The sequence below is a fragment of the Gordonia sp. CPCC 205515 genome (assembly GCF_048537925.1).
Lineage (GTDB): Bacteria > Actinomycetota > Actinomycetes > Mycobacteriales > Mycobacteriaceae > Gordonia.
Window position 1 is genome coordinate 34,501 of the sequence record NZ_JBCLVJ010000014.1, and the last position, 20,169, is coordinate 54,669.

General features: G+C 66.8%; 19 protein-coding genes. 5 read left to right on the forward strand and 14 right to left on the reverse strand.

From position 1 onward, the window contains the following. Positions 1 to 43: 43 nt before the first annotated feature. On the reverse strand, positions 44 to 601 hold the full coding sequence (gene rimP / locus AAFP30_RS21030) for a ribosome maturation factor RimP (protein ID WP_419231964.1): 558 nt from the start codon (positions 599 to 601) through the stop codon (positions 44 to 46). 140 nt (positions 602 to 741) lie between these two features. On the opposite strand from rimP, the gene AAFP30_RS21035 reads away from it, so the two are divergent. Together AAFP30_RS21035 and AAFP30_RS21040 are read left to right on the forward strand one after the other, a co-directional pair. Beyond that, positions 742 to 1,287 (forward strand): hypothetical protein, encoded by a 546-nt coding sequence (locus tag AAFP30_RS21035; RefSeq protein WP_419231965.1) that lies wholly within the window; start codon positions 742 to 744, stop codon positions 1,285 to 1,287. After that, entirely contained in the window at positions 1,284 to 1,718 is a 435-nt protein-coding gene (locus AAFP30_RS21040) for a ferritin-like domain-containing protein (protein ID WP_419231966.1), read from the forward strand. Before AAFP30_RS21035 ends, AAFP30_RS21040 begins: the two co-directional genes overlap by 4 nt. 31 nt (positions 1,719 to 1,749) lie before the next feature. Here the strand turns inward: AAFP30_RS21040 and AAFP30_RS21045 are convergent, their stop codons facing one another. Then, the gene (locus AAFP30_RS21045; protein WP_419231967.1) at positions 1,750 to 3,480 is read right to left on the reverse strand and encodes a proline--tRNA ligase; all 1,731 of its coding nucleotides are present in this window, start codon (positions 3,478 to 3,480) and stop codon (positions 1,750 to 1,752) included. Between the two features lie 60 nt (positions 3,481 to 3,540). On the opposite strand from AAFP30_RS21045, the gene yaaA reads away from it, so the two are divergent. After that, positions 3,541 to 4,281, forward strand: coding sequence for a peroxide stress protein YaaA (gene yaaA / locus AAFP30_RS21050; RefSeq protein ID WP_419231968.1), 741 nt, complete (start codon positions 3,541 to 3,543; stop codon positions 4,279 to 4,281). A 3-nt stretch (positions 4,282 to 4,284) separates the two neighbouring features. Here the strand turns inward: yaaA and AAFP30_RS21055 are convergent, their stop codons facing one another. The 9 genes from AAFP30_RS21055 to AAFP30_RS21095 form a co-directional block, all read right to left on the reverse strand. After that, positions 4,285 to 5,079, reverse strand: a complete 795-nt coding sequence (locus AAFP30_RS21055) for an aspartate dehydrogenase domain-containing protein (RefSeq protein ID WP_419231969.1) — start codon at positions 5,077 to 5,079, stop codon at positions 4,285 to 4,287. Further along, on the reverse strand, positions 5,076 to 7,442 hold the full coding sequence (locus tag AAFP30_RS21060) for a xanthine dehydrogenase family protein molybdopterin-binding subunit (RefSeq protein ID WP_419231970.1): 2,367 nt from the start codon (positions 7,440 to 7,442) through the stop codon (positions 5,076 to 5,078). Before AAFP30_RS21060 ends, AAFP30_RS21055 begins: the two co-directional genes overlap by 4 nt. Continuing rightward, a complete protein-coding gene (locus AAFP30_RS21065) occupies positions 7,439 to 7,972 on the reverse strand; it encodes a (2Fe-2S)-binding protein (protein WP_419231971.1) in 534 nt (177 codons plus the stop codon). The genes AAFP30_RS21060 and AAFP30_RS21065 overlap by 4 nt, the downstream gene beginning before the upstream one ends. Next, entirely contained in the window at positions 7,969 to 8,790 is an 822-nt protein-coding gene (locus tag AAFP30_RS21070) for an FAD binding domain-containing protein (RefSeq protein ID WP_419231972.1), read from the reverse strand. Before AAFP30_RS21070 ends, AAFP30_RS21065 begins: the two co-directional genes overlap by 4 nt. Beyond that, positions 8,790 to 9,623 carry an ABC transporter ATP-binding protein gene (locus AAFP30_RS21075; protein ID WP_419231973.1) on the reverse strand — a complete coding sequence of 278 codons (834 nt, stop codon included), beginning with the start codon at positions 9,621 to 9,623 and terminating at the stop codon, positions 8,790 to 8,792. Before AAFP30_RS21075 ends, AAFP30_RS21070 begins: the two co-directional genes overlap by 1 nt. After that, positions 9,616 to 10,377 carry an ABC transporter permease gene (locus AAFP30_RS21080; protein ID WP_419231974.1) on the reverse strand — a complete coding sequence of 254 codons (762 nt, stop codon included), beginning with the start codon at positions 10,375 to 10,377 and terminating at the stop codon, positions 9,616 to 9,618. Before AAFP30_RS21080 ends, AAFP30_RS21075 begins: the two co-directional genes overlap by 8 nt. A gap of 113 nt (positions 10,378 to 10,490) precedes the next feature. Next, positions 10,491 to 11,282: an ABC transporter permease gene (locus AAFP30_RS21085; RefSeq protein ID WP_419231975.1), complete on the reverse strand. Its 792-nt coding sequence runs from the start codon at positions 11,280 to 11,282 to the stop codon at positions 10,491 to 10,493. 5 nt (positions 11,283 to 11,287) lie between these two features. Then, on the reverse strand, positions 11,288 to 12,268 hold the full coding sequence (locus AAFP30_RS21090; protein WP_419231976.1) for an ABC transporter substrate-binding protein: 981 nt from the start codon (positions 12,266 to 12,268) through the stop codon (positions 11,288 to 11,290). A gap of 167 nt (positions 12,269 to 12,435) precedes the next feature. Next, positions 12,436 to 13,008, reverse strand: a complete 573-nt coding sequence (locus AAFP30_RS21095; protein WP_419231977.1) for a MarR family winged helix-turn-helix transcriptional regulator — start codon at positions 13,006 to 13,008, stop codon at positions 12,436 to 12,438. A gap of 209 nt (positions 13,009 to 13,217) precedes the next feature. Between AAFP30_RS21095 and AAFP30_RS21100 the strand changes: the two genes are divergently transcribed. Next, entirely contained in the window at positions 13,218 to 14,198 is a 981-nt protein-coding gene (locus tag AAFP30_RS21100; protein ID WP_419232077.1) for an XdhC family protein, read from the forward strand. On the opposite strand, the gene AAFP30_RS21105 is transcribed toward AAFP30_RS21100, so the two are convergent. From AAFP30_RS21105 to cobA, 3 genes are all read right to left on the reverse strand, one after another. Beyond that, entirely contained in the window at positions 14,150 to 15,292 is a 1,143-nt protein-coding gene (locus AAFP30_RS21105; protein ID WP_419231978.1) for an FAD-dependent monooxygenase, read from the reverse strand. The genes AAFP30_RS21100 and AAFP30_RS21105 overlap by 49 nt on opposite strands. Before the next feature lie 295 nt (positions 15,293 to 15,587). Further along, the gene (locus tag AAFP30_RS21110) at positions 15,588 to 17,114 is read right to left on the reverse strand and encodes a DHA2 family efflux MFS transporter permease subunit (protein WP_419231979.1); all 1,527 of its coding nucleotides are present in this window, start codon (positions 17,112 to 17,114) and stop codon (positions 15,588 to 15,590) included. A 72-nt stretch (positions 17,115 to 17,186) separates the two neighbouring features. Then, positions 17,187 to 18,434 (reverse strand): uroporphyrinogen-III C-methyltransferase, encoded by a 1,248-nt coding sequence (gene cobA, locus AAFP30_RS21115; RefSeq protein ID WP_419231980.1) that lies wholly within the window; start codon positions 18,432 to 18,434, stop codon positions 17,187 to 17,189. A 69-nt stretch (positions 18,435 to 18,503) separates the two neighbouring features. On the opposite strand from cobA, the gene AAFP30_RS21120 reads away from it, so the two are divergent. Further along, positions 18,504 to 20,156, forward strand: a complete 1,653-nt coding sequence (locus tag AAFP30_RS21120; RefSeq protein WP_419231981.1) for an AMP-binding protein — start codon at positions 18,504 to 18,506, stop codon at positions 20,154 to 20,156. Positions 20,157 to 20,169 lie beyond the last annotated feature (13 nt).

The window sequence follows — 20,169 nt, forward strand, 5'->3', positions numbered from 1 at the left end:
TGTCGCGCGATCTCTGATATCCATGATCGCCGATCGGGGTGGGTCAGGTGTCCGATTGCGCGGCGTCGGACCGGCGGCGGTCGATCTCGTCGTCGTCGAGGCCGCACAGTTTCAGTTCGGCGGCGCTCGGTTTGCTGAAGTCAACCTGTACGACGGCGTTGATGACCGACGCCAGCACGATTTCTTCGCTGCGCATCCGGCCGCGGTCGTTGTTCACCAGTTGGATCCGGCCGTCGTCGAGGGCGCCGATGCGGCCGGTCACGGTGCGGGTGGTGTCGTCCTCGCGGACGTCGACGGTGACCTTGCGGCCACGTGCCCGGCGCCAATGTCGTTCCGCGGTCAGCGGCCGGTCGATGCCCGGCGAGGTGACCTCGAGGGTGTAAGCGGTCTCGTCGATGTCGGGCGCCTGATCGAGGACGTCGGAGACCGCGGTGGACAGGGCGGCCAGCACATCGAGTTCACTGCCGCCGTCACGATCGACGACGACGGTGACGTTGTCGGTGCCGTTGGTCGATCGCACGGAGACGTCTTCGAGGTCGAATCCGTTGGCGGTGACCACGGGGTCGATGAGATCACGTATCTGCTCGGCTCTGATCGCCACGACCACTCCTCCGTGTTCAGTTGTTCCGCGTTTCGGTCCGGTCGACCATCGTAGTGGATGGGCGTGCCATCGACCTATTCGCTGCGCCTTCCGGTCTCCGACGGGTGAGCCGGCGACCGCCAGGCGCCGCGGCTGGCATCATGTGTCGGGTGAGCACACCCTTGACCCGGCGCGCGGTGCTGCGCGGCGGTCTGGTCATCACGGCCGGGACCGTCGCCGCCTCGGTGGTCGCCGCCTGCGACCGCGGACCGACCCCGGAACAGGTCACCGCGGCGGCGCTGGTACCACTGGCCGACAGCGCTCTCGCCGATCAGTATGCGGCCCAACAACTCTCACCCCAGTCTGCGGAGTACTCGGCAGCACTCGGAGTGGTCGCCACCCAGCGCGGCGATCACGCGCGGGCGCTCCGCGAGGAGATCACCCGCCTCGATCAGGAGACCGCGAACCGAATCACCGACCCCGCGGTGGCTTCGACCTCGGCATCCGCGTCGGTAGCTCCGGGTGCAACCTCGACATCGCCCGCGCCGGCCCCCGCCCCGACGACGGTTTCGGCGTTGCGCACCCAGTTGACTGCATCCGCGCGCGCGGCCGGGGATGCGGCGGTGTCACTCAACGGGTATCCGGCCGGCCTGGCCGGATCAATCGGCGCGTCGGTGACCAGCATGGTGGAGGTGCAACTCGGATGAGCGCCACCACTGATGCGTTGGCCAAAGCCGTGGAGGTGGAGGACGCCACCATCTTCGCCTACGGCGTGAGCACCGCGTTCGTCTCCGCCGCACGACGGATGACGGTCGCCGAATACGTTGCGGCACATCGCGTTCGTCGCGAATCTCTGGTCGCCGCGTTGACCGCGGCACAGGCAGAAGTCCCCGAAGCCGCTGCGGGATACACCCTTCCGGTGGCGGTGACCAATGCCGTCACGGCCGTGCAGGCGTTGCTGGCCGCCGAGGTCGACTGCACCGTCGCCTACCGCTCACTGATAGAGCAGGCCGATTCTGGTGAGAACCGCCGACTCGGCCTGGACGGACTCACCGAGTCCACCGTGCGGGCCGCGAACTGGCGGGTCGTGTTGCGGGAATCCCCGGCGACGGTGGCGTTTCCGGGGCGCACGACCTGATCGAGGCCCCGGCTCTCGAAACGAGGTCCGGCTACCCGCGGACCGCCGCCACGATCGACTCGACGGCGGCGTCGACGGCAACCTCGTTGGCCTCACCGGTGAACCGGTCACGAATCTCGATGGTGCCGTTGGCATATCCGCGTCCGACGACCACCACCGTGGGCACGCCGAGGAGTTCGGCGTCCTTGAACTTCACGCCGGGCGAGGCCTTGCGGTCGTCGAGCAGCACGTCGATACCGGCGGCGTCGAGGTCGGCGGCGAGTTCGTGGGCGCCGGTGATGGCGGCCTCGTCCTTGTTCGCGATGACGAGGTGAACGCCGAACGGCGACACCGACTTCGGCCAGCGCAGACCCTTCTCGTCGTGGCACTGTTCGGCGATCACCGCGACGAGGCGGGAGACGCCGACGCCGTAGGAACCCATGGTCAGGCGAACGGGCTTGCCACTCTCGCCGAGGACGTCGACCTCGAAGGCATTGGTGTATTTCTGGCCGAGCTGGAAGATGTGCCCGATCTCGATGCCCTTGGCGGACACCAAGGCGCCCTTGCCATCCGGCGACGGGTCGCCGTCGCGGACCTCGGCGGCCTCGATGGTGCCGTCCGGGGTGAAGTCACGCCCGGCGACGAGGTTCACCACATGCTTGTTGGGGGCGTCGGCGCCGGTGATCCACGACGTGCCGTCGACCACGCGCGGGTCGACGAGGAAGCGAACCCCGTTGGCGGCCAATCCCTTCGGTCCGATGTAGCCCTTGGTGAGGAAGGTGTTGGCGGCGAAGTCGGCATCGTCGAGCAGTTGCACCTCGGCGGGCTCCAGCGACGCCTCGAGGCGTTTGAAGTCGACCTCGCGGTCGCCGGGGACGCCGACGCCGAGGAGTTCCCAGTCGCCGCCGGGCTGGCGGGTCTTGACCAGCACGTTCTTGAGGGTGTCCGCGGCATCGTAGGTGCCGTCGAGGGTGTCGTTGGCCCATGCCACGAGGGTGTCGATGGTGGGGGTGTCCGGGGTGTCGTGCACCACGGCCTCGGCCAGACCATCGAACGGAATCGCTTCGGGCGCAGGCGTGATCACCGCTTCGACGTTGGCCGCGTAGCCGGACTCGAGGCAGCGGACGAAGGTGTCCTCGCCGACATCGCTCTCGGCGAGGAACTCCTCGGAGGCGCTGCCGCCCATGGCGCCGGAGGTGGCGGCGACGATGACGTACTTGATGGCCAGGCGCGCGAAGATCTTCTGGTAGGCCTCGCGGTGCGCGTGGTAGGCGGCCTTGAGGCCGTCGTCGTCGAGGTCGAAGGAGTAGCTGTCCTTCATGATGAACTCACGGCCGCGCAGGATGCCGGCGCGGGGCCGTTCCTCGTCTCGGTACTTGGTCTGGATCTGATAGATCACCAGCGGCAGATCCTTGTACGACGAGTACTCCCCCTTGACGATCTGCGCGAACAGTTCCTCGTGGGTGGGACCGAGCAGCATGTCGGCGCCCTTGCGATCCTTGAGGCGGAACAGGCCGTCGCCGTATTCGGTCCAGCGGCCGGTGGTCTCGTACGGGTCACGCGGCAGCAGCGCGGGCAGCAGGATCTCCTGGGCGCCGATGGCGTCCATCTCCTCGCGGACGACGTTCTCCACCGCCCGCAGCACCTTGAGGCCCAGCGGCAGCCAGCTGTACACGCCCGGAGCGGCGCGGCGGATGTAGCCGGCGCGAACCAGCAGCTTGTGGCTGGGGACCTCGGCATCGGCCGGGTCGTCGCGCAGCGTACGCAAGAACAGGGAGGACATCGCAGTGATCACAATTGACCAGCTTAACGGCCGTCCATCGCGCCTCGTTATGGTGTTGCGGTGCTCGTCATCCTGCCTCCCTCCGAGACCAAGTCCGACGGCGGTCGCGGCGCTCCCCTGGACCTCGACACCCTCGCCTTCCCCGAGTTGACCCCGATCCGCAAGCGGATCGGTGAGGCGATCGTCGATCTGGCCGGTGACCTCGACGCCAGCCGGCAGGCTCTCGGGCTCGGTCGCACCCAGCTCGCCGAGGTCGACCGCAACGCCGACCTCTGGCTCTCCCCCACCCGACCGGCGATCGAGCGCTACACCGGGGTGCTCTACGACGCCCTCGACCACGCCTCGCTGACCCGGGCCGGCAAGACCAAGGCCGCGGATCGGCTCGCCATCGGGTCGGCACTGTTCGGCGTCGTCCGCGCCGGCGACATGATCCCCGCCTACCGCCTCTCGGGCGGGTCCAAGCTGCCCGGCATGCCGACACTGGCCGCGGTGTGGAAACCGGCCCTGTCGGACGCGCTCGATGCGGTCGACGATTTCGTCGTCGACCTGCGGTCGGGCGTGTATCAGCAACTGGGTCCGGTGCGGGGCGCGGTGACCGCGACGGTGGTGACCGAAGCCGCCGATGGGTCGCGAAAAGTGGTGAGCCACTTCAACAAGCATTACAAGGGACTGATGGCGCGTGAGCTCGTCGCGACCCGCCGGAACGTGCGCGACATCAATGGACTGGCGGCGGTGCTCGCCGACGCGGGGCAGCGGGTGGAGGTCAGCGGCGCCACCGCGATCACCGTGGTAACCGACTGACCGTCAGGCGATCAGCGGCAGCGCACGAGTGAGGCCGGCGACGGTCCGCAGCACCGAGTACGGCACGACCGCGCTGCTCTTCGGATTCTCCGGACTCGGTCGGTTCTCGACGACGAACGTGTAGCGGCCCATCGGGCCGTCGGCGTGGATCTCGTGCCGAGTCAGTGTGGCGTGGGGGTCGGCGACGAGTTCCACCGTGGTGGCACCACCGCCGCGCACCGCGAAGTCGACCGCCGCAGCGACATTCAACGACTCCGGGAACAGTTGGGCCGCGTCCTCGGCCGAGCCACGGAACACCTCGATCGGCACCGACGCACCCTCGATGCGATGCACTTCCGGCGCCGACATCCACGGCCGGACCAGGCCGGCGGGCTTCTTGGTCGAGCGGACGGTCACCGAGTCCACCCCGTCGGCGTCAGCGGCCGACGCAAGGAGGTCGAGGCCGCCGATCGCGCCGTGCGTGCAGATCGTGCGGCCGGGTCCCGCGTCGCGCAGGCGCTTGCCGAGGCCGTCGGCGCACAGCGCACCGACCGAGGTGACGACGAGGTCGCATCCGGATTCGACGATAGCGAGCGCGTGCTGGTGCAGCGCCGGCTGACCGGCACATTCGACGACGACGTCGGAGCAGGCGAGCGCCTCGTCGAGCGGTAGCGCATCACCGGTCGCCGTCCGGCCGACGACGCACGAGAGCTCGGCTCCGTCGACGGCGCCGCTCGCGAGTCGCTGGGCGACGACGGCTCCGATGCTGCCGCGGCCGAGGACCGCAACGCGCAGGGTGTCGCCACGAGTGTGGGTCACTGGTCCTCCTGGGTACCGGGCAGCGCCCGAAAGATTCGTTCGGGAGTCATCGGCAGCGCCCGTAGTTGCGCCCCGGTGGCGTCGGCGATCGCCTGCGCGATGGCCGGCGCCACCGGCAGCATGCCGCCCTCGCCCATGCCCTTGGCGCCGAACGGGCCTGCGCCGTGACCCTGCTCCTGGGTGATGGAGCGAAAATGTCGCGGGATGTCTTCGGCCAGCGGCACTCGGTAGAGCAGCGCCTCGGCGTTGAGCAGTTCCCCGTTCTCGTACCGCATCTCCTCGAAAAGTGCTTGTGCGAGACCGAAGATCGCCGCGCCCTCGTCCTGACCGCGACAGCTGATCTTGTTGACCACCTTGCCCGCGTCACCGCTGACCACCAGTTGCAGTACCTCGACCCGGCCGGTCTCGATGTCGACCTCGACCTCCGCGGCGGCCCAGCCGATCTCCCAGAAGACACAGGGCGCCTCGAGTGGTGCGCGGTGGTCGATGCGTGCCTTGTAGTAGCCGTCGGCGGAGAACTCGAAACCAGTGTTCCCGAAGATCTCCATGATGCGACCGAACAGCGGGTGGACCTCGCCGGCGGCGGTGTGCACGGACCAGTCCTCGAGCCGTGCGGTGCTCGGTTCGAAGCCGAACTGATCCCCCGCCCAGTCGAGCACCTGGCGACGCAGATTCTCCGCGGCGCTGCGCACCGCCTGTCCCATCACGGCGATCCCCGAACTCGCGTTGGTGCCCTGGTCGAACGGGGTGTTCTCGGTATCGATGCGACCGTACACAACTCTGGCCGGCGAAGTGCACAGCACTTCGGCGACGATCTGACACAACGCGGAATGCCCGCCCTGACCCATCTCGGTGAGCGCGCAGTTGAGGATCACATCACCGCGGGAGGTCACCTTCACGCGGGCCATCGCCGGCTTGTTGATACCGCCGCCGTCTTTGACGCCCAGAGCGACTCCCATACCGCGCCGCAGCGGGCCGCCAGCATCGCTGCGCTTTCGATCGTGATAGCCGATCGCGTCGGCGACGAGCCGCAATCCCTCGGCGAGATCGGAGTCGATACCGGACTCGCCCGGCACGTACTCCTCTCCCAGGGCCTTGAAGTTCTTGATCCGCAGGTCGTAGGGGTCCATGCCGAGCCGTTCGGCGATCAAGTCGACCTGACGTTCACTGGCCCAGGTCGCCTGTGTGCCGCCGAAGCCGCGCATGGCTCCGGCCGGCACGGTGTTGGTGGTGACCACGCGGCATACCGAGTCGATGTGGCGCCATCGGTAGGCGCCGGGCATCCGGTACCCGGCCTTCTCGGCGACGGCGGGCGAATGCTCTGCGTAGGCGCCGCCGTCGAGCAGTACCAGCGACTCGCGCGCCACGAATGTGCCGTCGGACTTCACGCCGCTCTTCACGACGAGTTTCGCCGCGTGCTGCGAGACGGTGAGGAACACCTCCTCGGTGGTCATCGCGAACCGCACTGGCCGCCCGCCACAGAGCTGGGACAGCCGGATCGCGACCGGATCGGCCTTCGGGCCGTTCTTCGCACCGAAGCCGCCGCCGATGAACGGGACCTGCACGCGGATGCGGTTCTCGGGAATGGTGAAAATACGGGCGAGTTCCTTGCGGAGGTTGAACGGACTCTGCGTCGACGTCCACACCTCGATGTCGTCGTCGGTCGCCTCGGCGACGGTGACGAACGGTTCGAGGTGCATGTGGTTCATCCGGGAATAGCGGAACTCGTCAACCCAGATGTGGTCACAGTCGGCCCACACCGCGGGATTGCCTGTACTGTAACGGAACTCGTAGGGAACGTTGTGGTCGGCACGCAGCTTTGCCGACGCACCGTCGCCGTAGCCGGGGACCGCGCCGAACGGCGCCTCCGGGTGGATCAGCGGCGACGACGGGTCCATCGCCTCGTCGAGGTCGAAAACAGCGGGCAGCACGTCGTAGACGATGTCGATGAGATCGAGCGCATCGAGCGCGGTGCGTTCGTCGACGGCGGCCACCGCTGCGACGATGTCACCGATATAACGCACCGCATCCATCGCGACCGTGGGCTGGTCCTTGACCATCGTGCCGTACGGCTGCAGACCCACTGCCTCGTCGCGCGTCAGCACCGCGTGCACACCTGGCAATGCCCTGGCCGCCGACGCGTCGATCGACACGATCCGGGCGTGAGCGTGGGGGCTACGGAGCACCTTGGCGCAGAGCATCCCGGCGCGCGCGATGTCGGTGCCGTATACGGCTTTTCCGGTCACCTTGATCCCGGAGTCGGCCCGGGGACCGTCGCGCCCGACGATTCTGTGCTGCGCCGATGCGGTCGGCAAGGTGTGCACCTCGTAGTGCACCTGTGGGGTCGGATCGACGACGGTCATCGCAGACCCCCGCTGTCCCGCTCGCCGGCGAGTTCCGCGGCACGCTCCACTGATTCGAGGATCATTTCGTATCCCGTGCATCGGCAGGTGTTGGATGAGATCCACTCACGGATGGTGTCTCGGTCCGGGTGAGGGTCGCGGCGTAGGAGCCCGGTGGTGAGCATCAGCATGCCGGAAGTGCAATAGCCACACTGGAATCCGCCGCACTCGGTGAATCCCTGTTGCGCCGGTGACGGCCGGCCGCACGGCTCGACGAGTCCCTCGACGGTATCCACCGATGCACCGTCGGCAGCGAAGGCGAAGGTCGAGCACGACGCCACCGGCACGTCGTCGATCAATACCGTGCAGGCACCGCAGACACCCCGCTCGCACGAAGCACGCACGCCTCGACAGCCGAGATCATCACGCAGCACGTCGAGCAGAGTGGCATTCGACGGCGCATCCACGGCCCGGCGCACGCCGTTCAGGGTGAGTTCGACGGTCGTCGACAGTTCGCCGCCACGGGACGTACCGGATTCGTCGTGGGTCATGATTCGGTTTCCTTCTCCCTCATCCGGTGCAGTGTCCGCGACATCAGCACCCGCACCAGGTGTCGGCGATACTGCGCCGACCCGGTGTGATCGGCGCAGTCGTCGGGCATCTGACGTGCGAGATGCTCTGCCGTGTCGTCGATTTCAATCTCACCCATGGCCGTCGCAGCGGTCTGTGCGGTCAGCGTGTAGCAGGGTCGGTATTCCGAACCGGCCACCGCGCGCAGCGCCAACCGACCGTGGGCGTCGCGACGAACGGCCACGGCGAGGGTGGCGGTGGGACGCATCGACCGTTCGTAGGCGTAGGCGACCAGGTTGCTGGTATCGACGTGCACGCCCAGCAGGAGACGTCCCGTTGAATCGTAGTTGTGGTCGGCGTCAAGTGCGCCCAGCAGGATCGGCATCTCGTAACGAGTGCGACCGGCCATGACGTTGCCGCCGATGGTGCCCGTGTAGCGGATGCGCACCGTGGCGATGGCCGCCCACGCATCGGCCAAACCGGGCACAGCCTTGTGCACCAGGGCATTCGACGATCCGTCATGGTGGGTCACCGTGCTGCCGATGGTCAGTCCGCCGTCGGCGTCGAGGTCGATGCGCCGCAAGTCGTCGACCCGCTGCAGCGAGATGAGCCGTTCGACGCGAGCACCTTCCCGAATCTGCGCCACCAGGTCCGAGCATCCGGCCGCGATGGTCGCGTCCGGATACTCGGCAACCAGGTCGGACGCTTCGGCGACGGTGGTCGGCCGATGCAATCGGAACGCAGGGGTGGCCGACTGGCTCTGCGCGAGCAACCCGGCATTACGTGCCTGGGTCCGCATCAGCGTGACTCGGTCGCCCGACCGTCGGTCGATCGCAGCATCGTTGTCACATGGGCGCGGAGTTCCACGAAGTCCGGATCCTCCTTGGTCGTCACCTGGTCACGCGGGCGAGGCAGGTTCACGTCGATCACCTCGGCGACGACGCTCGGCGGTGTGGACAGCACGATGATCCGGTCGGCGAGATAGACGCTCTCGTCGATGTCGTGCGTGACGACGAGCACGGTGATCCCGAGGCGGGCCTGGATCGTGAGGAGCAGATCCTCGAGTTCGGCGCGCGTCTGCGCATCGACGGACGCGTACGGTTCGTCCATCAGCAGGAGCCGCGGATGGCTGGCGAGGGCTCGCGCGATCGCCACACGCTGCTGCATTCCACCCGACATCTGCCAGGGGTAGAGCTTCTCCTTGCCGGCCAGACCGACCGCTTCGATCGCCTCGCGCACCCGCTGCTTGCGCTCACCGCTCGGCAGATGTTTGAGGGGGAAGGCGATGTTGCGCTCAACTCGCATCCACGGGAACAGCGAACGCGAATAGTCCTGAAACACCATCGCCAGACCCTCGGGGACGCCGTTGACAGGCCGACCGTCGAAGGTGACCGAACCGGACGTTGGCGTATCGAGTCCGCTGATGATGCGCAGCAGAGTGGACTTGCCGCATCCGGAAGGGCCGACGATGACACTGACCTGTCCGGCGGGCACCCGGGCTGTCACCTCGCGCACGGCGAGATTGTCACCGTACGACTTGGATACTGCGTCGAGAACCAGTTCGGCAGAGGAGGTTTCGATGGTGGCCGATCGGGTGTTGGCCGCGGCGGACCGCAATTCGGTGCTAGTCATTTTGGGCTGTTGCTCCTCGGTGCCAGGCCAGCGCACGATGTTCGATGGCCTTGAAGACGAAATTGAGTACCACGCCGAGTACGGCGAGAACGATCAAGACGGCCCAGAAGCCAGTGTAATCGAAGTTTCGCTGGGTCTGGACGAGCAGGTAGCCGAGACCGTTCTCGGACTTCTGCAGTTCGGAGATGATCATGATGATCAGCGAGAGTGACATCGCCGTGCGCGTGCCGGCGAAGATCTTGGGTGCCGATCCGGGCAGCATGATGTGGAACAGCACGTCGCGGCGGCCGATCTCGAACACCGCCGCGGCCTGGAGTCGCGCGGTGCCGATGCTGTGTACGCCGTCGATGGTGTTGAACAGAATCGGCCAGACGACACTGAACGCGATCAGGAAGATCTTGGGACTGTCGCCCGTGCCGAACAGCAGAAAGAACACCCCGAGCAAGGCCGGACTCGGCAGGGAACGTCCGAGATGGATCAACGGAGCCGACAGCGCGAACAGGGTTCGGTTGACGCCCAGCAGGATTCCCACCGCGACACCGACGACAACGGCCAACGCGAGACCAGCCATCGCGCGATAGACGCTCGGGATCAGGTCGTCGTAGAACGCCGGGCCGAGAAAGAGTGTGCTCGCGTCGGTGCTGAAGAAGTCGGTGAAGACCCGCGACACCGCGTCGACGGGGTTGGCGATGAACAGTCCAGCGGTGGGCGATTGCGACCCGGCGTACCAGATGCCGATCAGAACTACCGGCACGATTATCCGAATTCCCGTATTTTCGAGAATCTTTCGCGCGTGCGCGACCTTCGTCCCCGCCTGCGGCGAGCCCGTTCCGAGAGTAGTCGGTCGTGTGTCGATCTGTACCGATGTCACTGTGCCAACCCCTTTTTCCAGCCGAGCGCTGCGGCGTCGACGACGGCGAAGGCCGCGCTCACCAGCACGCCGAGCACTCCGGCGACCAGCGTTGCGGCATAGACGATGTCGAGGTTCAGCGCGTTGGCGCTGTTGATCAGGATGTACCCGCCGATCCCGTCGCCGTTGCCGATGAGCAACTCCGCACTGACCGCAACGATCAGTCCGATCGACGCTGCGACCCGAATGCCGGTGAACGCGAACGGAAGTGCGCTCGGGATCTTGATCGCGGCGAGGATGCCGAGACTACCGATACCGAAGGTCCGAGCTGTTTGCACCGCCGTGGGATCGGTGGCCCGCACCCCGTAGAGGGTGTTCAACAGAATCGGCCACATGCAGGCCAGCGCGACGGTCAGCGAAAGCGGGAGCATCCCGTTGCCGATGAGCAGCACGAGGATCGGTCCGACGGCCACCGACGGCAGCACCCGGAACACCTCGACGGGGTACTCCAACGCCCGAAAGATGGTGGTGAATGCACCCATCAGACCGCCGATGACGACTCCGGCGACGGCGGCGATGAGCACCCCCAGCATCCACTCGCGGAGGGTGAAGCCCACTGCGTGCCAGAAGGCACCATCCCCGGCGAGGTCACCGATTCCACCGATCACCTTGGACGGCACGGGAAGTCCCGGTTTCGAGATCAGCCCGGAGCCGAGGAGCAGTTGTGCGATGACGGCAGTCCCCACCACCCCAAGGGTTCCGTAGGCGACGCGAGCACGTCGGCTCAAGGGTTCGTTGTCGATACGCACGGCGGTCAGTCCGTCGGCAGGCGGTAGACATGCTCGGAGATGTCGAAATCTTCGGGCACCAGACCTTGCTGCTTCAGCATGGTGGCGACCTTTTCCAGGGCGGGAAGATCCATCGCCGATGAGTAGTTCGGCATCACCATGGTCTGCGCGATGTCGGCGGGTACCTTTGCCACTCCCGGCAGCCAACTGCGAACCGCCGCTTCATCGGCACTCATCTGGCCACCGGCCGCGTAGATGGCCTCCGCGAACGCTTTGGTGGTGTCCGGGTTCGCCTGCATGAATCGGTTGCCCGCAACGAAGATCGAGGCGGCGAGATTCTCGTTCGGACCGGTGGTCAGGTCGACGACCTGACGCATGCCCGCTTCCTTCGCCGCAGACGAGAACGGCTCGGGTGCATAGCCCGCCTCGATGGAACCGGCCTGCACGCCCGAGATCATCTCGGAGAAGGGCACTTCCACCCAATTCGGTTTGATGTCTTTGTGCTCACTCTGCACCAGGTTGGCGAACGTCACGTCACCGATATTGCGAGTTGTATTGGTACCAACTGTTTTTCCGTTGAGATCATCGATCGCCTTGATCGGGGAATCCGGCTTGACGAAGACGATTCCGCTTCCCGCGCCGAGCGAGGAGGTGTACGCCACGTCGGTGATCGGAGCGCCCTGGGCCTGGGTGATCGATGCGGAGATCGTGTTGGCGATGGCGAAGTCCAGTTCGCCGGACGCCACCTTCTGGATCCCGATGGGACCGCCCTGAATCGGCTCGAGGGTGACGTCGAGACCGGCCTTCTCGAACAGGCCCTTCTCTTCGGCCCAGTACACCGCCCCATAGTCGGCGAGCGGGAGTACGCCGACGGTGATGGCGGTCTTCTCCAGTTTCCCGTCCGCGGCGCTACCGGAGGAAGCCGATTCCCCGTTGCCGCACCCGGACATGGCGAGTATCCCGCACGCTGCCACGGCAGCAAGGGAGATCAGACGGACTCGTTTCATGGAATGAACAACTCTCTGTTGGGAGGCTGAGGCGCATTACCTTTGCGCCAAGATTCTTTGTAGAAAGACATGTAACCCGACGGCCGCTGGCTGCGCAATGGCTTCGCGCAAAGACGTAACCTGCGTTAACGAGTTGGTTACTCCCCTTTGCTTACGTTAAATGCGGTCTAACCAGGCATGATATGCAACACAACATGCTTGGTGACGGCGCTCGGATCACTCGGATCGAATTTGTCCTGAAGGGACCGCTCGAGTCCGTGGAGCAACTCCACAAGCTGTCGACGACTACCCGCCGGGACACTGCCGAGCATCGTCGACAGCGTCTCGAAATGGGCATCGGCAACCTCGTCGACGAGCCGCCGGCCGTCGTCGGTGAGACGGACGTAGACCACACGCGCGTCTGCCGCGTCGCGTTCGCGAACAACGAGCCCCGCCACCTCCAGCCTGTTCACCCTCAGGGAGAGACCACCGGTGGTGACGAGGGTCTGCTTGGCCAGATCGCCGGCGGTCCGCCGGTAGTGCGGTTCGGCGCGCCGCAGGGAGGCCAATACGTCGAATCCCGCCTCGTTGATGCCGTAGCACTCGAACCCGGCGTTGATCTCTGCGCGATACAGCAGATAACTGCGGTGCAGGCGCCCGAAGACCTCCAGACCCGACGTGTCGAGGTCGGGACGCGACCGGGCCCATCCCCGGACGATGTCACCGACACCGTCGTCGAAACCTTGCGACGCACTCGCCATGATCACTCTCCTGTCGGTTCGGGCCGCGAACCCCCAGGACGCGTCCCGGACGGAACGTAGGGTATCTTAGCGCAAAACTATGTGTAGGATGCGGGCATCGGCGGTATGCTGCCACCGAATAGCTCAGCGCCGCCCCACTTCTCGAGAGGCACGGTACTGTGGACGAGCTGCTGCGAACCTCGCATCCGATACTCTGGGCCGCCTATGCGGTGTGGCAATCCGGTCGTTCCTGCGCGCTGGCGACGGTCGTCGCGACCAACGGTTCATCGCCCCGCGATCCTGGAGCGATGCTGGTGGTGCACGAGGACGGGTCGGTGGAGGGCAGCATCTCCGGTGGGTGCGTGGAGGGCGCTCTGTATGAGAGCGCTCTGGACGTATTGTCCACCGGCACACCGCGTATCGAGGACTACGGCCCGGCTGGTGATCTCATCGCACCTGGGCTGACCTGTGGCGGTTCGCTGCGGGTGTTGGTCGAGAAGGTGAGCCCCGGCGCATTTCCCCACCTGGGATCAATCGTCGAAGGTCTTTGTGCCGGAAAGAGTTTCACGCTGACGACAGCGGTCAGGACCAATGGGTGCGAGCACGATCTCCTCGAGGGGATCCTCGGCGCGACACGGATCCGCTCCGACACGGTCACGCGCGTATTCGAACCCCCGCCGCGCATGGTGATCGTCGGCTCCACCGACTTCGCGGCCGAGCTCTCCGCCCTCGGCGCCCGCCTCGGCTACCTCGTGACGGTGTGCGATGCGCGGCCCGTCTTCACCACGCCCGCACGCCTCCCCGATGCGCACCGCGTCGTCTGCGAGTGGCCATCCGACTTCATTGCGCGCGAGCGCGATTCGGGATGTCTTGACAGCCGAACCGTGGTCGTGGTGCTGACCCATGACCCCAAGATCGATGTCCCGGTGCTGGTCGAATGTCTCGACGACGCCCGATGGATGACTCCACCCTTCTATGTGGGCGCGATGGGCTCCAGAACAGCCGACGCGCGCCGCCGTCGCGAACTGGCCGACGCCGGCATCACCATCGACCAGTGTGCACGCCTGTCGAGTCCCGTGGGATTGCCGATCGGCAACCGCGGTCCGGCGCAGACCGCGGTGTCGATCGCTGCAGAACTCGTCACACGCCTCGCAGATCAGCGTCAGATGGCGACGGGCACACCAGAAATCGGGGTGGTCCAGGCGTCGTAGTCGTAGACCCAGTCACCGTTGCATGCGGTCTTGAGCCATTCGTTGCCGCGCGAGCCGCGCTGGATCTCGGCGGTGCGGCTGTGCCGGGTGGCGGTGTAGGCGCGCAGCGCGTCGGCCGTCGTGGCATTGCCCGCGAGGCAGCGGGCGAGCACGACGGCGTCCTCGATCGCCTGTCCGGCGCCCTGAGCCATGAACGGCATCATCGGGTGGCTCGAGTCGCCGAGGAGCACAGCGGCACCGTTGGTCCAGTCGGGCAGCGGATCCCGAACGTAGAGAGCAGATTTCATCACGTCGTCGCAGGCGTCGAGCAGTTCGAGTGCTTCGGTGTGGAAACCGTCGAACGCGGAACGGATCTCGGCGATGCGCGCAGGCGTGGTCCAGGATTCCTCGGTCCATTCCGGTCGTCCAACGGTGGCGAAGACGAAGATCTCCCGACCTTGCGACAGCGGGAAGGTGACGATCTGAGTGTCGGCGTCGGGGCCCCACCACTTGGTGAAGGAATCCATGTTCGGCAGATGCGCCACACGCTCGGCGGGGATGACCCCGCGGTAGGCCACCACACCGGTGAAGGTCGGGTCCTCGGCACCGAACATGGCCGTACGGACGCGGGAGTGGATGCCGTCGGCACCGATGACGACGTCGAACTCGCGGCGACCACTGCCGAGCACCAGCGTCGGGCGATCACCGAACTCCACCGACTGCACTCGTTCGCCGAGATGCATGATCTCGTCGGGAACCTCGGCCCGCAGCGCCGACATCAGATCGCCGCGGTGCAGCATCAGTTGCGGCGCGCCGTAGCGCTGTTCGGCGTCGTCGCCGAGGGTGATGCGCGAGGTCTCCGCACCGGTGTCCCAGGTACGGCTGATGCGATAGCGAGGACGCGCCCCGGCGGCACGCAGACTCGCGCCGAGATTTCCGCCGAGGCCGTCGAGCGCACGGACGGCGTTGGGCGTCAGGTTGATGTCGGCGCCGACGCGCGCGAACTGTGCGGTCTGCTCGAAGAGCTCGACGCTCAGGCCGACCGACCGGAGGGCGATGGCCGCCGTCAGTCCGCCGATGCCGGCTCCCACGATGGCGATCTCGGGTGTTGCCATGGTCCTCACCTCTCGTTGCGCGCGACTATTTTAGCGCTAAAACACTTAGCGCAAAGGTTTACGCGAGGTGGGACGTCCGGTCAACCCTTTTGAGCAAGTTTCCTGGTACCGCGAGCACAGCGGCAGCAACCAAAATCGCGTCGACAGCAACCTGCTCGGGCCAGTTGGTGGTTGCTGTCAGCGCGGAAGTGGTTGCTGTCAGCGCAGGAGTGGTTGCCGTCGGCGCGGAAGTGGTTGCTGTCGGCGCGGAAGTGGTTGCTGTCGGCGCGGAAGTGGTTGCTGTGGGCTGGTGGGCCTATGCCTGAGGCTGGTCGGCGTCGGGCTCGAGGCCCGCGTCGGCCGACTGCTGCGCGGCCTGTCCCTCGGCGACCTCTTCGGGGGTGAACCGCATGAAGAGCACCACGACGGTCGAGATGATGGCGATACCCGCGCAACACGCGAACGCGAGGCCGTAACCGTTGGCCTGGGCGGCCAACTGAGTGGGATTCATATCCTCGACCGGGCCGGTGGTGCCGCCCAGCGACAGCGCCCGGGAGGTGACCAGAGCGCCGACAACGACGAGTCCGATCGCGCCGCCGAGGTTCTGGGCGACCTGCGCCAGCGCGGTCAACGGACCGATCTCGGTCGGTGCGACGCCGGCGACCACCGACAGGGTCAGCGGGATGACGGCGAAGCCGACACCGAAGCCGATGATGACGACCGGCAGGTAGATGCTCGGGAAGTAGGACGGATTCGTCGTAGCGATCGACGAGGCGTAGAGGCAGCCGATGAGGATGATCGTGCCGCCGCACAGCACCAGCCAACGCGGCTGATAGCGCAACGCGAGTTTGGAGGCGATGGCCGCGGCGATCCCGAGTCCGAAGGCAAAGGGCACCACCGCGAGACCGCTCTGCACCGGCGAGTACTTGAGGATGCCCTGCAGGTACAGCGAGATGAAAACGGCCATGCACATCATGATCATGCTGGCGAAGAAGATGGCCACCAGGGCGGCGACGCGGCTGCTGTTGTCGAACAGGACGAACGGCAGGATCGGGTTGCTGGCGCGACGTTCGACGAGGATGAAGGCGATCAGCGCCAGGCCGCCGAGGACGAATGAGCCGATGACGAGCGGGCTGTCCCAGCCGGCGCTCGGTCCTTCGTTGACCGCCAGTACGAGCAGGGTGCAGCCGAGGGTGCCGAGTACTGCGCCCTTGATGTCGAGCGATAGCCGTTCACCCTGGGATTCACGCAGTACGGCCCCCGCACCGAGCGCGACCATCAGCCCGATGGGCACGTTGATCAGGAACACCAGCCGCCATGACACCTGGGTGAGCAGACCACCGAAGATGAGTCCGGCGACCGAGCCGATGCCGGTCATCGCGGCGTAGATGGCGAACGCCTGGCTGCGTTGCTTACCGGGCGCGAACGTGGTCGCGACCAGCGCCATCGCCGTCGGCGCGGCGATCGCGGCCGACGCACCTTGCAGCGCGCGGCCGATGATCAGGCTGGGTTCGTTCCACGCGAGTCCGCACAGCAGCGAGGTGACGGTGAAGGCGGCCACACCGATGACGAACATGCGTTTGCGGCCGAAGGTGTCGCCGAGTCGACCGCCGAGCAGCATGAGTCCACCGAAGGCGAGCACGTAGCTGCTGATGATCCAGTTGGAGCCGGCTTCCGAGAGCTGCAGGGCGTCCCGGATGCGGGGCAGAGCGAGCGCCGCGACCGTGCCGTCGAGCACCATCAGCAGCTGCATTCCGCTGAGGACGAGGATGGCCGGGCCGAAGACGTTGCGGTACCCCGAGGCCGAGCTGTGCGCCGGCGGCGACGTTTCCGGTGCGGACATAGGTTCCGACGCTACCGTTCTCCGGGCGTAATATGCCAATCCCCATTGGCCAGATGATCGGAGATGTCCAGCTCAACCCGATATTTCGGTGAAGCCGGCCACATCGCCGATGACCACGATCGCCGGGGGTCGTAGGTTCTCCGTGGCTGCGGTGGCCGCGGCGTTGGCCAGATCGCTGCGGATCAGCCGCTGGGTCGGTAGTGACGCGTTCTCGATCATCGCGACCGGGGTGCCGCCCGGTTTGCCCCCGGCCAGCAACGCGTCGGCGAAGACGTCGACGCGTTCCACCGCCATCATCAGCACGAGTGTGCCGCGCAGTTGCGCGAGCACCGACCAGTCGATCAGCGAGTCGGGATGCCCGGGCGGGACGTGCCCGGACGCGATGACCACCTCGTGGGTGACACCGCGGTGGGTGACCGGGATGCCGGCGGCGGCCGGTGCGGCGATCGGGCTGCTGATGCCGGGGACGACGGTCACCGGGACCCCGGCCGCCACGCACGCCTGGACCTCCTCGAACCCGCGGCCGTAGACATAGGGGTCGCCGCCCTTGAGTCGGACGACGAACTTCCCGGCCTGCGCGCGGTCGACGAGGATCGCGTTGATCGCCTCCTGCTTCATCGCCCGTCCGTAGGGCACCTTCGCGGCGTCGACGATCTCCACCTGAGGCCCGAGTTCGGCGAGCAATTGCGGTGGGGCGAGGCGGTCGGCGACGACGACGTCGGCGGCCTGCAGCAGTTTCTGCCCGCGCACCGTGATGAGGTCGGGGTCGCCCGGTCCTCCGCCGACGAGCGCGACCCCGGGCGGATGGGGTGCGTCGTCGTCCACGCTGAGTGAGCCGTCGGCCAGCGCCTGGCCGATCGCGGCCCGGAGTGCGGCCGACGCGCGGTGGTCGCCGCCGGCGAGGACACCGAACTGCAGATCGCGGTGCCGCCCCGACGCGGGGGTAACTGCCGTGCCGTAGCGGGCGTCGTCGGCGCGCACGCAGAAGGTGTGATGGGCTTCGGCGTCGGCGACGACCTGCGCGTTGACCTCCGGGTCGTCGGTGCACGCCATCACGTACCAGGCGCCGTCGAGATCGCCGTCACGGTAGGCGCGCCGCTCCACGGTGACACCGGGGGTCGACTCGACCGCGGGCGTGGGATCGAGGGCGACGACGTGCACGCGTGCACCCGCCGCCAGCAGGTTCGGCAGTCGTCGTTGCGCCACCGATCCCCCGCCCACGAGCACGACCTTGCGGTCGGTCAGGTCAAGGCCGGCCAGATAGTGGGTCCGATCGCCCGGATCGGCAGTCCCCGAGTCGAGCGGGGTGGAGGCAGACATGGCAGCAGATCCTACCGACGCACTCCGACTCGGCGCCGACCATGCGGGCGGGCACGTAACGTTGCGCTGATGACGACGCCGTCGACCGCCACCATCGCCGATCACCTCGCCGCCCGCGCCGAGGACGACGCACCAGCGCTGCTCATCGATGACCGGTCGTGGACGTGGCGGGAGTTCGTCCACGAATGCGCTGTGCGCGCCGCGGTACTGCGTGAGCTGCGTCGCCCCGGGCCGTGGCACGTCGGGGTGCTGATGGACAACGAGCCCGAGTATCTGTTCCTGATCGGCGGGGCGGCGCTCGCCGGCGCGACGATCGTCGGGATCAATCCGACCCGACGCGGCGCCGAGTTCATCGCCGACGTCGCCCGCACCGACTGCCAGTTGGTCATCGTCGGAGCCGGTCACCGCGATCTGGTGCCCGATCTCGGCGTGGACCACTTGTTGGCCGAGGGCGACGAGTACACCGCCGCAGTTGCCGAGCACCGGCCGGCCGCGCTGACCGACTTCACCGCATATCGGGGTGTGAATCACCTTCTGCTGCTGCTGTTCACGTCCGGATCGACGGGCGCGCCGAAGGCGGTGATCTGTTCGTCACGCCGGTTGGCGGCGATCGGCGAACTCAACGTCCGAGGACTCGATCACGATGACGTCGCCTACAACGCGATGCCCCTGTTCCACGGGAACGCGCTGATGAGCGCGTGGGCGCCGATCCTGGTATACGGCGGCACCTTTGCGCTGCGCGCCCGGTTCTCCGCGTCGGGGTTTCTGCCCGACGTTCAGCGTTTCGGCGCGACCTTCTTCAACTACGTCGGGCGATCACTCTCCTACATTCTCGCCCAGCCCGAGCGGCCCGAGGAGGGACAGACACAGTTGCGGCTCGGCTTCGGCACCGAGGCCTCGGCCACTGACCGAACCGAGTTCACCCGGCGCTACCGGTGTCAGATCATCGAGTCCTACGGGTCGTCGGAGGGGGTGTGCGTCATCCTGCGCGACGACTCCACACCGCCTGGCGCACTCGGCATCCCGCGCCCGGAGATGGGGTTGGACATCGTCGACGACGACGGAACACCCTGTCCCCCAGCTCAGTTCGACGACTCCGGACAGATGACCAATGCCGCCGAGGCGATCGGCGAGATCGTCGCGCGTGACGGTGCCGCACGCTTCGAGGGCTACTACAACAACCCGGACGCCACCGCGGACAAGATCCGCGACGGCGACTACTGGTCGGGCGATCTGGCCTACCGGGACGCCGACGGGGTGTTCTGGTTCGCCGGGCGCACCAGCGATTGGATTCGGGTGGATTCGGAGAACTTCGCGACGGCGCCTCTGGAGCGGATCATCATGCGGTTCAACGGGGTTCGGAGCGTGGCCGCATATCCGGTGGCCGACCCGCGGACCGGCGATCGGGTGATGGCGGCGATCGAGACCGACGCGGACGGGTTTGACGCCGACGAGTTCGCGGATTTTCTTGCCGCGCAACCCGATCTGGGTACCAAGTGGATGCCGACGCTGCTGCGGTTGACCGAAGCGTTGCCACACACCGCGACTCGCAAGGTCGACAAGCCCGCGTTGCGCCGCACGGCATGGTTCGGCGACGACCCCGTGTACGAATTCGTCGGCGGCCGTTACCGGTTGCTCACCGACGATCGGGTACGGGAACTCGCCGTCGAGTTCGCCGACCATGACCGCGGGCACCTACTTCCGCCGGTGCCCGCGATCTAGCCGGTAGGTCTCT